General features: G+C 55.0%; 12 protein-coding genes and 1 tRNA gene. 9 read left to right on the forward strand and 4 right to left on the reverse strand.

The genetic code is table 11. The features are described 5' to 3' along the window. The first annotated feature begins 70 nt into the window (after nt 1–70). From aqpZ to ACFQPC_RS01160, 3 genes are all read left to right on the forward strand, one after another. Nucleotides 71–763, forward strand: a complete 693-nt coding sequence (gene aqpZ / locus ACFQPC_RS01150) for an aquaporin Z (protein ID WP_382269823.1) — start codon at nt 71–73, stop codon at nt 761–763. Between the two features lie 446 nt (nt 764–1,209). After that, nucleotides 1,210–2,541, forward strand: a complete 1,332-nt coding sequence (oxlT, locus tag ACFQPC_RS01155) for an oxalate/formate MFS antiporter (protein ID WP_382269824.1) — start codon at nt 1,210–1,212, stop codon at nt 2,539–2,541. Nucleotides 2,542–2,648: 107 nt separating this feature from the next. After that, the gene (locus ACFQPC_RS01160; RefSeq protein ID WP_382269825.1) at nt 2,649–4,244 is read left to right on the forward strand and encodes a gamma-glutamyltransferase family protein; all 1,596 of its coding nucleotides are present in this window, start codon (nt 2,649–2,651) and stop codon (nt 4,242–4,244) included. Nucleotides 4,245–4,313: 69 nt separating this feature from the next. On the opposite strand, the gene ACFQPC_RS01165 is transcribed toward ACFQPC_RS01160, so the two are convergent. After that, the gene (locus ACFQPC_RS01165; RefSeq protein WP_382269826.1) at nt 4,314–5,012 is read right to left on the reverse strand and encodes a GntR family transcriptional regulator; all 699 of its coding nucleotides are present in this window, start codon (nt 5,010–5,012) and stop codon (nt 4,314–4,316) included. Nucleotides 5,013–5,267: 255 nt separating this feature from the next. Beyond that, a complete protein-coding gene (locus ACFQPC_RS01170; protein ID WP_382269827.1) occupies nt 5,268–5,804 on the reverse strand; it encodes a glycine zipper 2TM domain-containing protein in 537 nt (178 codons plus the stop codon). A 375-nt stretch (nt 5,805–6,179) separates the two neighbouring features. On the opposite strand from ACFQPC_RS01170, the gene ACFQPC_RS01175 reads away from it, so the two are divergent. The 5 genes from ACFQPC_RS01175 to ACFQPC_RS01195 all read left to right on the forward strand — a co-directional run bounded on the left by ACFQPC_RS01175 (nt 6,180) and on the right by ACFQPC_RS01195 (nt 10,786). Next, nucleotides 6,180–6,647 carry a rhodanese-like domain-containing protein gene (locus ACFQPC_RS01175; protein WP_382269828.1) on the forward strand — a complete coding sequence of 156 codons (468 nt, stop codon included), beginning with the start codon at nt 6,180–6,182 and terminating at the stop codon, nt 6,645–6,647. Nucleotides 6,648–6,666: 19 nt separating this feature from the next. Beyond that, nucleotides 6,667–6,936: a helix-turn-helix domain-containing protein gene (locus ACFQPC_RS01180; RefSeq protein ID WP_382269829.1), complete on the forward strand. Its 270-nt coding sequence runs from the start codon at nt 6,667–6,669 to the stop codon at nt 6,934–6,936. A 99-nt stretch (nt 6,937–7,035) separates the two neighbouring features. Then, complete coding sequence (locus ACFQPC_RS01185; RefSeq protein ID WP_382269830.1) at nt 7,036–7,968, forward strand: family 2A encapsulin nanocompartment shell protein; 933 nt, start codon at nt 7,036–7,038, stop codon at nt 7,966–7,968. Nucleotides 7,969–7,977: 9 nt separating this feature from the next. Next, nucleotides 7,978–9,939, forward strand: a complete 1,962-nt coding sequence (locus tag ACFQPC_RS01190; protein WP_382269831.1) for a family 2A encapsulin nanocompartment cargo protein cysteine desulfurase — start codon at nt 7,978–7,980, stop codon at nt 9,937–9,939. A 217-nt stretch (nt 9,940–10,156) separates the two neighbouring features. Then, nucleotides 10,157–10,786 (forward strand): pyridoxamine 5'-phosphate oxidase family protein, encoded by a 630-nt coding sequence (locus ACFQPC_RS01195; RefSeq protein ID WP_382269832.1) that lies wholly within the window; start codon nt 10,157–10,159, stop codon nt 10,784–10,786. A 62-nt stretch (nt 10,787–10,848) separates the two neighbouring features. Here the strand turns inward: ACFQPC_RS01195 and ACFQPC_RS01200 are convergent. Further along, nucleotides 10,849–10,923, reverse strand: a tRNA-Arg gene (locus ACFQPC_RS01200). 160 nt (nt 10,924–11,083) lie between these two features. Between ACFQPC_RS01200 and ACFQPC_RS01205 the strand changes: the two genes are divergently transcribed. Next, complete coding sequence (locus ACFQPC_RS01205) at nt 11,084–12,994, forward strand: ATP-binding cassette domain-containing protein (RefSeq protein WP_382269833.1); 1,911 nt, start codon at nt 11,084–11,086, stop codon at nt 12,992–12,994. A gap of 43 nt (nt 12,995–13,037) precedes the next feature. Here ACFQPC_RS01205 and ACFQPC_RS01210 read toward each other — a convergent pair whose 3' ends face one another. Continuing rightward, nucleotides 13,038–13,877, reverse strand: a complete 840-nt coding sequence (locus tag ACFQPC_RS01210) for a SirB1 family protein (RefSeq protein WP_382269834.1) — start codon at nt 13,875–13,877, stop codon at nt 13,038–13,040. Nucleotides 13,878–13,901 lie beyond the last annotated feature (24 nt).

The raw sequence follows: 13,901 nt of genomic DNA on the forward strand, positions 1-13,901 counted from the left end.
GAAATCAATGATTTGATCAGGCGGAACAAGGCCGCACTGGTCTCATCGATCCCTTTACCAAGGAGTTGTCATGAAACAATACGGTGCGGAGTTCTTCGGAACCTTTTGGCTGGTGCTGGGCGGCTGTGGCAGTGCGGTACTGGCTGCTGCCTTTCCTCATGTTGGTATCGGTTTGCTGGGCGTGGCTGCCGCGTTTGGCCTGACGGTATTGACGATGGCATTTGCGATCGGGCACATTTCCGGTTGCCATCTTAATCCGGCAGTTTCAATCGGACTCTGGGCCGGCGGACGCTTCCCGGCAAAGCAATTACTTCCCTATATCGTGGCGCAAGTACTCGGCGGTATCGTCGCCGGTGGCGTGCTGTACGTCATTGCCAGCGGTGCGGCCGGCTTTGACGTGGCGCAGGGCTTTGCATCGAATGGTTACGGCGAGCATTCACCGGGCGGCTATTCCCTGCTGGCGGCGCTGGTCTGTGAAGTGGTGATGACCATGTTCTTCCTGCTGGTGATCCTCGGCGCAACCGACAAGCGCGCACCGGCCGGCTTTGCTCCTATTCCTATCGGCCTGGCGCTGACGCTGATTCACCTGATCTCGATCCCGGTTACCAATACATCCGTCAATCCGGCGCGCAGCACCGGCGTCGCGGTCTATGTTGGTGACTGGGCGATAGGCCAACTCTGGCTGTTCTGGCTGGCACCTATCGTCGGCGCTTTATTGGGAGCTGTGATTTATCGCTGGATAGGCGGACAGCAGGAAGCCTGAAGATTACCCGGCCGCCTGCGGCCTGAATTGAAGCCCCGCTTAAGGCCGGGCGGTACAGATTGCCATTTCGGAGCGCTTTGTCTAAGAGCGCTCTTTTTTTGTGCGTTCTACTGCCGCGCTGAATATTGCACGCACGGAAAAGATGCATATCGTGCCTGGTGCGATGGCCTGCTGCAAACGACGGCTTTTTGCCTGTTGCTCAATAAGTGACATGGCACTAATCGCTTACTGCTTCTTTTTCGATATTTTCCCGAACTGGCACCAAGATTGCTTAAAGAGGGTAGATCAGTATTTTATGCAGGTTTCAGCCGAAGCCGTTTGATCGCAATTTTTCAACCCTTGACAAATGTTTTTATGGGGCTTACCTTACGCCTGAATCTGACATGTCAGTGATAGACATGCATATTTGAAGGACAAGAAGTTCTATAACTACATCGGAGATATTTATGAATCGCATCAGCACAACCAGCTCGCGTTTGTCGAGCAGCACCAGGTGGTGGCAGCTTTGCTTTGGCGTGGTCGCCATGATGGCCATTTCGAGTCCGCAATATGTATGGGCTTTGTTTACGACTGAATTGACGACTTTGCTCAATGCGTCGCTGACTGAAGTGCAGGTCACTTTCGCGATCCTGATCGTGGCGCAGACATTCCTGTCGCCATTCCAGGGTTTTCTGATCGACAAGTTCGGTCCGCGCATGTTGCTGTCGGCTGGCGCGATTTTGACGGCTTTGAGTTGGGTGCTGGCTGCTTCGGCCACCAGCGTCTGGGGTTTGTACTTTAGTTATGGCCTGTTGGGCGGCGTCGGTACCGGCATTATTTATGTCGGCGTCATCGGCCTGATGGTGCAGTGGTTCCCTGAGAAACGGGGGTTTGCGGTTGGTATGGTGGCAGCGGGTTATGGCTTTGGCGCGATCATGACGACCTTTGCGATTTCCAGCAGCATCAAGAGTGCCGGTGTGTCCAGCACCCTGATGACCTTTGGCTTGATCATCGGTGTAGTGGGCTTCCTCGCAGCGCAAGGCATGCGTCGTCCGAAAGCGGATGAAGTTGTCGAGCTGGCTGTACGCCACAAGGCGAGCGATGCGAACAAGGAGTCGAAGTACAGCTATAAATCGAGCGAGATGCTGAAGAAGCCGGTGTTCTGGCTGATGTTCATCATGATGACCATGATGTCGACTTCGGGCCTGATGGTGATCTCGCAAATGGGTGCGTTTGCCAAAGACTTCGGCGTGCACGATGCGATGGTATTTGGCATGGCGGCCTTGCCGCTGGCATTGACGATCGACCGCTTTGCGAATGGTTTGACCCGTCCGTTTTTCGGTTGGGTATCGGATCGCATCGGTCGTGAAAATACCATGTTCATCGCCTTCGGTATGGAAGGTGTGGCGATGACCTTGTGGTTGATGACAACGGATAACCCGGTGTTGTTTGTCTTGCTGTCGGGTGTTGTATTTTTTGGCTGGGGTGAAATTTTCTCGCTCTTCCCATCTATCCTGACGGACACATTTGGTACCAAACATGCGACCACCAACTATGGTTTCCTGTACATGGCACAAGGCGTGGGTTCGGTGCTCGGTGGTCCGCTGGCTGCGATGATGCATGAAGCAACCGGTTCGTGGACACCTGTGTTCATGACGGTGATAGGTATGGATTTCATGACTGCGTTCCTGGCCTTGATTATCCTCAAGCCTATGCGTCGCAAATTCCTGGCGAATACGCCGCAGGAAATGGAAATGAAAATGAATAGCGCAGTTGCTCCTGCGGCCGCGCTTAAGTAATACCGTTGTTCCGGAACCGGTGCGGTATCGGTTCCGGAAAAGCGTTTAGGGATTGCCCGGAGTTCGCCGGGCAATGCTGTTTTTATTTATCGATCCAAAAGGTTTTTATGCTGAATACTACCAACGCAACACGTGGCATGGCAGTTGCGCCGCACTCACTGGCTGCACAGGCGGCTTTGTCGGTTCTGCAGGATGGCGGCAACGCCATTGAGGCGATGGTCGCCGCTGCATCGACAATTGCAGTTGTCTACCCCCATATGAACGGCATTGGTGGTGACGGTTTCTGGGTGGTGTCGGAACCGGGCAAGCCGGTAGTCGCGATTGAAGCCTGCGGCGTGGTTGGCGCCGGCGTCTCGCTTGATTACTATAAAGAACGCAAGCTGGACACGATTCCGATGCGTGGTCCGGTGGCCGCCAACACGATGGCAGGTACCGTCGGTGGCTGGCAGGAAGCATTGAACATCAGCGCCGGCTGGGGCGGACAATTGGCATTGAACCGTTTGCTGGGCGATGCGATTCATTATGCGGAACAAGGTATACCGGTAACGCCATCGCAGTATGCGAGCACATCCGCCAAGCTCGCCGAGCTGGTGAATCAGCCAGGCTTTGCCGATACCTTCCTGGTCGATGGCAAGGCACCTGCAGCAGGTAGCCGTTTCGTGCAAAAACGCATGGGCAAGACCTTGCGCACCCTGGCTGAACAAGGCCTGGATAGTTTCTATCGTGGTGATCTGGCGAAAGAAATCGCCGCAGACCTGGCTGAAGTCGGTTGCCCGATCACCTTGCAGGATTTGAATGATTACCACGCACGTACCGGCGTGCCTATGCACCTGAAGCACAGCCTGGGTGATGTGTACAACACGGCACCACCGACGCAAGGTGTGATTTCGCTGGCCATCATCGGCATCCTGGATCGCCTGAATATCGGCCAGTACAAGGAAGACAGCCTGGAATACATCCACCTGGTAGTGGAAGCGACCAAGCAGGCTTTCGCGATCCGCGATCGTTATGTGATCGATCCGGCGTATATGTCGATTGATCCGCAAAGCATCCTGACCGATGAATTCCTCGCACCTTACGTCGCCAAGATCCGTGTCGACAAGGCTTTGCCTTGGGGCCAGGGCAAAGGACCTGGCGACACCATCTGGATGGGCGTGATCGACGGCGAAGGACGTGCGGTTTCCTTCATCCAAAGTATTTATCACGAGTTCGGCAGCGGCGTGGTCTTGCCCCGCACGGGCATCAACTGGCAAAACCGTGGTTGCTCCTTCTCGCTGGATCCGCAGCACCTGAACGTGCTGGTGCCGGGCAAGAAGCCTTTCCATACGCTCAATCCTGCACTCGCACGTTTCAAGGATGGCCGCACCATGGTGTACGGCACCATGGGTGGCGACGGCCAGCCGCAAACGCAGGCGGCGGTGTTCACACGCTATGCGGTATTCGGGCAGCAAGTGCAGCAGGCGATTACCGCGCCGCGCTGGTTGCTGGGCCGCACCTGGGGCCAGAGTTCCGATTCACTCAAACTGGAAAGCCGCTTCGCACCGGAAATCATCGATGGCTTGCGCAAGCTCGGTCATGAAGTGGATGTGATCGGCGAGTTCGATGAAATGGTGGGTCATGCCGCTGCCATCGTGCGCGATGCGGATGGCATCTTCGCCGGTGGTTTCGATCCGCGTAGTAACGGTATCGCTGCCGGTTTCTAAGCCAGGCTGCAAATGTAAAAAAAGCGCAGGCTGATTGCTCAGCCTGCGCTTTTTTCATGTGTGCTGCCCTTACAGGCCGCCCATGAATTGCAGGGTTTTACGCGTGTACTCTTCCACGTAATCGATCAGCTTGTCCGATGCATCACGGGCGCCGGCTTCATCGTTGGCGGCAATCGCACGGGCGATACCGGCGTGCAGTTGCGATACGCGTTGCAAGTCGCCGAAGCGTTTGAAATGCAAATACCAGAAGCGGCGCGTCTGTGCTTCTATCGGTCCTATCGCATAGGACACGTATTTGTTTTGCGCAGTCTCTATGCACAGCGAGTTAAATTCCCGGTCTGTTTCGATAAAAATATTGCCATCGTTTTGCAACGCGGCCCTATCGAATTCGCTTGCCAGTTTCAGGAAGATCTCGCGCTGGTCTTCCATCGCCAGGCGTGCGGCACGACCCGCAATGATTTTTTCCAGTTCGCGACGGACTTCTATCATGTTCAACTGATCGGCCAGGTCGATATCGGAAACGATCACGCCGGAGCGCGGCAGGATCTTGACGTTGCCTTCGATCGCCAGCCGTTGCAAAGCTTCACGCAAAGGAGTGCGACCGAAACCGAGTGAGCGGTTCAGGGCTTTTTCGGAAATCTTGCTACCGGGTGGCAGCTTCAATGTAACGATCATTTCTTCCAGGATACGATAAGCCATCTGCGCCTGGTTTTCCCCGTTCCCCTCCATCTCGGACTGTAAGGCTTTTACTTGTTCTTCCGTGATCATTGCTCTACCTTTGAAATAGCGAATATTCGAAATCAGTCAGTATTCTAAAGCGCGCCGCAAAGGCTTATTCCATGCCGCTCGAACGGGGCAAAGGAAGCATTTTGCATGCCGGGTTGCGCAAATTATACGATTCGGCCTGCCTTGTCATCCAATTATCTTTATACCAGGCACCATCGACGAAGCAAAAATGCCACGTCCATGCAAAAAGCCCGCTTCATTTACATGAAACGGGCTTGGCGATGAGAAGAGGACTGCTTAGTAGCGATAAATCTGGTTGTTTTCGACACGGACACGTTCGCCGACTTGCAGGCCGTTCGGATTTTGCAGATTGAAGGATTGGAAACCGCCGTTATTGAGGCGGACATTCACCTGAAAGTACTGTTGCCCCGGCGAGGCGTTTCTTTCGATCTGGTTACCGAGCAGTGCGCCGCCGATCAAGCCGGCTGCGGTAGCGACTGCACGGCCGCCACCTTTACCGACCTGGTTGCCCAATACGCCGCCGACCACACCACCGGCCAATGCACCACCACCGCTGCCTTCGTTACGTATTTGCATAGGCTGGATCGAATCGACGATACCGTCGCCAGCGTAGTTGCCCTGGTTATAGCCCTGGTTATGTGTTGGGTATTGCTGTTGCGGGTAGCTGGCAGCCGGGTAACCCTGCGCCGGATAGGTTGCTTGCGGATAAGCGGGATATTGGCGCACGTTGTCGTTCGGGTAGTAGGTCGTACAGCCGCCCAATACGGCAGCGGCGAGAAGAACGACGACGATGGCTGTTTTATTTGTTTTCATGATGACTCCGAAGGTAATCCTGTACTAAAGGACAATATTAGTCGGTAATTTGATGTTGCGCTGATCCGGCGTGAGCGGTGCGACCGACTGGCAAATCCCGATTGCTTCAGTAGACATCATTACAGGGTGAAAGTGCTACTGAAACTGTGTAAATGGATACGCTCATTTGTAACAAATGATGAATATCTGCTGCCTGTAGACAGTTGTCATCCTTTTTCTTCAGCGCTGGATCCAGTCAAATCACTCCAGCGAAATTCTCATAATCAAGCGCGTTTTTATTCGTTTGTCGCGTATTTGCTTTCTTATATTCTGATTGCACGAATTCAGGCGCGGTCATCAATGATGGCTGTGAGCAGTCAAGCAAAGGAAAGCGAAATGAGTGCATCACTTCAGGCTGCAGTGGCAGCCGACACCTACGAAGCAGCGGCGGTATCTGTATCAGATTCCGGGCTGTTGCCTAAAGACGGCGTCACGCCGCAACTGGCATGGCAGCTTTTTTCCAGCGGCACGGCCGTGCTGGTGGATGTGCGTACGGCGGAAGAGCGTGCCTTTGTCGGTTACGTGCCGGACAGCATCCATGTGGCCTGGGCTACCGGTACCAGCCTGACACGCAATCCACGTTTTGTGCGCGAACTGGAAGCCAAGACCGGCAAGGATAAAACCATACTGCTCTTGTGCCGCAGCGGCAAGCGCTCGGCGCTGGCAGCAGAGGCTGCACTGAAAGCCGGCTTCACCCAGGTCTTCAATGTACTCGAAGGTTTTGAAGGTGAGCTGGATGAGCAGCAGCATCGTGGTGGCAGTGATGGCTGGCGCTATCACCAGCTGCCCTGGGTGCAAGCCTGAGCGCCTGATCGGATACGCGATGAGCAAGCTATGTGTTTCTTTGGGTTTGGCGGTGCGGCAATTGCGTGAAGCGCAGGGCTGGTCGCAGGAAGCCCTGGCGGAAAAGGCGCAATTGAATCGCTCCTATGTCGGCGAAGTCGAGCGCGGCAAGACGATCCCGTCGCTGATCACTTTGGACAAACTGGCCAGTGCCCTCGGCTTGAAAATCTCGGACTTGTTACTGCATTGCGAGCGGATCAGCGGCTTGCAGGCTGTCTACAAACTCAACTTGGCGGCTATAGCATGTTGAGGCCTGGACCGATCCCGCTGACACTCAGCTCCTGAAATATGCATTTGTTATCACCCGCTTTGTTCACTCACTAACACCCTCTCATTTACGGAAATTTTCATGGCAGATACTTCTTCATCGCAAGTGGCCTTGGGCGACAACGCAGCACGCCAGTTAGCCAATGCAACCAAAACCGTTCCACAGTTATCGATTATTTCGCCGCGCTGGCTGACGCATCTCTTGCAATGGGTGCCGGTTGAAGCAGGTATCTACCGTGTGAACCAGGTTAAAAATCCTGAATCCATCAAAGTTACATGCACATCGCGTGAAGAAGAAAACCAATTGCCGCGTACCTTCGTCGATTACGAAGAAAACCCGCGTGAACATTACCTGAATGCCGTCAGCACCATCCTCGACGTGCACACCCGTGTTTCCGATCTGTACAGCAGCCCGCATGACCAGATCAAGGAACAACTGCGCCTGACGATAGAAACCATCAAGGAAAACCAGGAAAGCGAACTCATCAACAATCCGGACTACGGCCTGCTGGCGCAAGTCACGGATGAGCAGCGCATTTTCCCGTTGACCGGTGCACCGACACCGGACGACCTCGATGAATTGCTGACCAAAGTCTGGAAAGAACCTGCCTTCTTCCTCGCGCACCCATTGACGATCGCCGCCTTCGGCCGGGAAGCGACACGTCGTGGTACACCGCCACCGACTGTCAGCCTGTTCGGTTCACAGTTCATCACATGGCGCGGCGTGCCATTGATCCCGTCGGATAAAGTGCCGGTCGCGGATGGCAAGAGCAAGATCATCCTGCTGCGCGTAGGCGATAAACGTCAGGGTGTGGTCGGTTTGTTCCAGCCTGGTTTGCCGGGGGAACAAAGTCCGGGCTTGTCGGTACGCTTCATGGGCATCAACGGCCAGGCCATCGCTTCTTATTTGATCTCGCTGTATTGCTCGCTGGCGGTGTTGACACCTGATGCACTGGCTGTACTGGACGATGTGGAAATTAATAAATACCACGACTATCCGGACACCTACCGCTAAGTCGCAACTATGAGTAACACATCCTATCCTGTGCAAGTTCCGCCGAGCGGCGAAGCGCCTATCGATCCGGCCGTGCTGGCACGCATGGCCAGTGCCTTTTTTTCGGCATTGCCGAATCAGGGCGCGCCGTCCTTACCCGGCATACAGGCGCCGGTCAATCTGGCGCCGCCGGGTTCGCCGCTGGCCAGTCCGGCCGGCTTCGGGCCATCAGTACCGGGTACACCTATCCCGCAAGGGCAAATCCCCGGTAGTAATTTATTGCCGGCTTCGCCTGCGCAATTGCCATCACTGGCAAATCGTGCACCTGCCCTGTTACCGCATGCGAGCGCACCCAACGGCGTGCCGGATACAGTGATCAGTACCTTGCCGGCATACGAGCCGCGTCTTGGTGGCACGGTACTCGGTGTGCCGCAAGCGACAGCTCCGTCACCTCAGCTTGCAAGTGAAAGCACTTCGCCTTATTACTTCCTTCAGCAAGGGCCAGCTTCGGCAACCGGGCGCGATACTGGTCCGGTGACGGCGAATATCCTGGATCAGCTGGCGCATCAACCATTTGCGCCTCAGGCAGACATACAGAAGCCACAAGCACCTGCGGCTGCACCGCAGCCATCGACGGAGCCGAAGTATTACTTCGTCGATTCAGTTGTATTGCCTAACGGTTATGTAACACCGGCCAAAGCGCATCCGCACGGCGATGCGCAAACCACTGATATCCCGCAAGCGGATCAAAGCCGTCATCCGGCCTTTGATGTGCATGCGGTGCGGCGTGACTTTCCTATCCTGCAGGAGCGGGTCAACGGCCGGCAACTGGTCTGGTTTGATAATGCGGCGACGACACACAAGCCGCAATCTGTCATAGACCGCATTGCTTACTTTTACGAACACGAAAATTCAAACATCCATCGCGCCGCGCATGAACTGGCGGCACGCGCAACCGATGCATATGAAGGTGCACGACAACGGGTAAAAAACTTCATCAATGCACCGGATGTGAATGAAGTCATTTTCGTGCGCGGAACGACGGAAGCGATCAACCTGGTGGCAAAGAGCTGGGGCGGCCAACACGTAGGCGAGGGCGATGAGATCATCGTCAGCAATCTCGAACACCACGCCAACATCGTGCCGTGGCAACAACTGGCAGCAGCCAAAGGTGCGAAGCTGCGCGTGATCCCGGTCGATGACAGCGGGCAGGTCATCCTGTCTGAATACCAGAAACTGCTGAATGACAAGACCAAGATAGTCGCCGTCACACAAGTCTCGAACGCATTGGGCACGGTAGTACCGGTCAAGGAAATTGTCGCGTTGGCACACCGGGCGGGAGCCAAGGCCCTGGTCGACGGTGCGCAATCGATCTCGCATATGCGGGTTGATGTGCAGGATATAGGCGCAGACTTTTTCGTCTTTTCCGGCCACAAGGTATTCGGTCCGACCGGTATCGGCGTGGTCTGGGGCAAGCGTGAAATCCTGGAAGACATGCCGCCATGGCAGGGCGGCGGCAATATGATTGCCGACGTGACGTTTGAAAAAACGGTATTCCAGCCTATCCCTAACAAGTTTGAAGCCGGTACCGGCAACATTGCGGATGCAGTTGGCCTGGGCGCGGCGATCGATTACGTCAACAAGATAGGCATAGAAAACATAGCGCGCTACGAACACGAGTTGCTGGTCTATGGCATGCAAAAACTGGGAGCGATTCCAGGTGTGCGCCTGATAGGTACGGCGGCAGATAAAGCCAGCGTCATGTCATTTGTGCTGCAAGGCTATACGACGGAAGAAGTCGGTCATGCACTTAACGATGAAGGCATCGCAGTACGCACCGGCCATCATTGTGCACAGCCTATCTTGCGTCGCTTCGGTGTGGAAACGACAGTGCGGCCGTCACTGGCTTTCTACAATACCTTCGACGAAATTGATCGTTTGGTCGCAGTAGTCACGCGACTGGCATCGCAGCGCAAATTGACATCCGGCTGAGTATTCCCTCCGGGTGGTAAATGGCAGGAAAGCGGCCGGCCGATAGATGCTTATCTCGCCGGTGCTTTACCTGCCATTTTTTATGCGTGCCTGCTTTACCGGCCCGGCATCACTATGTTTGCAGATTTTCGCTATCATTTGTCCATGGCTCGCGTCCCAAAGCGACGCAGCTTCAAGCCATTCTTCCTACTACAGCGAACTCTTCAGGAGCCTATCCTTGGACGGACTAAGCAAGCCTTATCAAATCTCCGACATCGAGGCGCTGGAGCGCATCTACGGCAAGCCCATGGCCGCTTCGATACGCAAGGAGATCAACTACATCCATCCGCACTACCGGGCCTTCATCGAAGCTGCGCCGTTTGCCGTGCTGGCGACCAGCGGACCGGATGGCCTGGATGCATCGCCTCGGGGTGATCCGGCCGGTTTCGTGCAGGTACAGGATGAGAAGACTTTATTGCTACCGGACCGCCGCGGCAACAATCGCATAGACAGCTTGCGCAACATCATCAGCGATCCACGTGTCGCACTGATCTTCCTGATTCCCGGCATAGGTGAAACGGTAAGGGTCAACGGCCGCGCCAGCATCCACAACGATCCTGCATTACTTGAACGCTTTGCGATAGATGGCAAATTGCCGCACACGGTATTGCAGATAGATGTGGAAGCAGTCTTTTTCCAATGCTCGCGCGCGATCCTGCGTTCGGGTTTGTGGCAGGCGGATCAACAGTTAGAGCGCAGTGCTTTGCCTAGTCTTGGAGCTATCTTGCAGGATTTGAGCGAGTCCGAGATTGATGGGGCCAAGTACGATGCAGACTTGCCGCAGCGCTTGAAGACATCTATCTATTAATTGTTAATGCGACTACAGAAAGCTTGGTCCGAGTATTTAGGTACTGGATCAGGGGAGGGTTATGGTCCCGCCGACAGGAATCGAACCTGTATCTAGCGCTTAGGAGGCACTCGTTCTATCCATTGAACTACGGCGAGACGCTTGAAAGCGGGCAACACTTTGCCACTTCCGACCGCGATTATAGCTGACGATATGGCAAAGAATAGCGGGAAAGCTGCCGCTATCGGTACAATGCGGTCTTCATTCTTTTAATTGGTCGTCCGCAATCGCGCACGAACCCTACACCTTCAGGCATTTATGGCAGTCATTTCCCTCTCGAACGCGCAGCTCGCGTTCGGTCACGTCCCTTTGCTCGATCACGCGGAATTCTCCCTGGAAACCACGGAGCGCGTAGGTTTAATCGGTCGCAACGGTACCGGCAAGTCCTCGCTGCTGAAAATCATCGCCGGGCGTTCCAAGCTGGATGATGGCTTGTTTGTCATGCAACAAGGCATCAAGATCGCCTACGTCGAGCAGGAGCCGCACTTTTCGCCCGAGATGTCGGTGTTCGATGCGGTGGCGTCCGGTATGGGCGATATGCAGGCTTTGCTGGCTGAATACGATGCCCTGACCGGCCAGTTCGGTGGCGACAATGACGATGCGCTGATGGAACGCATGCATGAGATCCAGCTGAAGCTGGATGCGGCGGATGCGTGGAACCTGACGAATAAGGTCGAAGCCACGCTGGATCGCCTGAATCTGGTGAAAGATGCCCTGATGGGCACGCTGTCCGGCGGTATGCAAAAGCGCGTGGCCCTGGCCTGTGCGCTGGTGAGTGCGCCTGATGTGCTGCTGCTGGATGAGCCGACCAACCATCTGGATTTCACTTCCATCCTGTGGCTCGAAGGTTTGTTGCGCGACTACAAGGGCAGTGTGCTCTTCATTACCCATGATCGTAGTTTCCTGGATAACGTTGCGACCCGCATCATTGAACTGGATCGCGGCCGCTTGCTGTCCTTCCCGGGCAACTTCAGCGCCTACCAGGTACGCAAGGCGGAGCAACTGGAAATTGAAGAAGTCGAGAATGCCAAATTCGATAAATTCCTGGCGCAGGAAGAAGTCTGGATCCGCAAGGGCGTGCAAGCCCGTCGTACCCGTGACGAAGGCCGTGTACGTCGCCTGGAAGCTTTGCGCCTGACGCGCAGCGCACGGCGCGAACAACAAGGCCAGGTCAAGCTGGACGTCTCCTCCGGTGACCGTTCGGGCAAGATTGTCGCCGAGCTGGAAAACATCAACAAGACATATGGGGACAAAGTCATCGTGCGCGATTTCAGCGCGACCCTGCTGCGCGGCGACAAGATTGGTTTGATCGGTTTGAACGGTGCCGGCAAGACCACCTTGCTGAAAATGATACTGGGCGAGGAAGAACCGGATTCGGGTACCGTCAAGCAAGGTACAAAATTGCAGATTGCATACTTCGACCAGATGCGTGCGCAGCTGAATGAAGAAGCCAGCCTGGCCGATACGATTGCACCGGGTAGCGATTGGGTTGAGATCAATGGTCAGCGTAAACATGTGATGACTTACCTGAACGACTTCCTGTTTGCACCGGAACGCGCGCGTTCGCCGGTCAAGTCTTTGTCCGGTGGTGAGCGTAACCGCTTGCTGCTGGCGCGTTTGTTCGCGAAACCGGCCAATGTGTTGGTGCTGGATGAACCGACCAACGATCTGGACATCGATACGCTGGAATTACTGGAGGAATTACTGGAAGACTACAAGGGCACCGTGTTCCTGGTCAGCCATGACCGGACCTTCCTCGATAATGTGGTGACGCAAGTCATCGTTGCCGAAGGCAATGGTCTGTGGCGTGAATATATCGGTGGTTACAGCGATTGGGAACGTGTGCGTCCGGCAGCGATTCCGGCCGGTTCACCGAAACCGGCAGCCAAGGCTGAAGTGAAAACGGAAGTTGCCACCGAAGCTGCAGCGCCTGTCGCCAAGCAAAAGAAGCTCAGCTACAAGGAACAGCGCGAGATGGATGCCTTGCCGGCTTTGATCGCGCAACTGGAAGATGAGCAAAAGGCGATCACCGAGAAATTGGCCGATGCCAGCCTGTACACCAAGCAACCGGATGAAGTGAAACGCCTGAACCAGCGCTTTACCGAAATCGATGGTTTATTGCTGGAAGCGCTGGAGAAGTGGGAAGAGATAGAAGCGCGCAAGGTTTAAGCGAGCTTGTCCGTCGTCCTCGTTGATGGGGACGACGGTTTGTTTAGTTCAGGCGACTGATGTCGTCACGCAGTTTCGGGAAATGCGCTCGCAGTTCTGCCGTATCCATCGCATAGGGCCTATACTTGACATAGGCTTCCAGGTCCAGCAACGCAGCTTGCGGACATTCCAGGTTCATATACGCAATGCCGCGATCACGTCGCTCGGCAATTTCATGCGGCAATAAAATCAATAGTCTTTCCTGCACTTCCAGCAAACGCTGCCAGCGTTCCTGTTGCATGAAGAGTGTCTTCAGGTTGCGCAGCATGCGTACCAGGATATCGCGCGGGCTGGCGGCGTCGAGGTAGGCGGTCAGCTGGAAGTCGTCCGGAAAATCCTGTTCCATGATGTAAGGCTCGACCCGTTCTTCGAGTTCTTCGCGGGACAGGCTGGCACCGTTGAATGGATCCAGTACCACCTGGCCGGATTGTACGGAGAGCTTCATCAGGAAATGGCCGGGGAAGGAAATACCCTGCACATCAAGATCAATCTGTTGCGCCAGCTCCATATACAGCACCGCGAGTGAAATCGGGATGCCGCGCCGCGTATCAATGACGCGGTGCAGGTAACTGTTTTCAGGGTTGTAGTAATCGTTGACGTTACCGCTGAAGCCCAGCTCATTATAAAAATAATGATTCAGCATCCGCAGTTTTTGCAGCGTGGACGCGTCGTCCGGCAAGCGTTGTTTGAGTTTGACAGCAAGCGTATCGACTTCCGCCTGCGATGCGGCCAAATCAAGATTCGGCTCGGCATCCTGTGCAATGGCAAGTGCGGCTTCGAACAATGGAATGCTGTCGTCCTGCTGCACCAGCGTGGAGAAATACTCTAGAGATTGGATCGTCATATGCCTCCATCATAGCGATGATGC

Origin of the sequence: Herminiimonas glaciei (assembly GCF_042664955.1) — a bacterium.
In the GTDB taxonomy this organism is placed as follows: Bacteria; Pseudomonadota; Gammaproteobacteria; order Burkholderiales; family Burkholderiaceae_D; genus Oxalicibacterium; species Oxalicibacterium glaciei.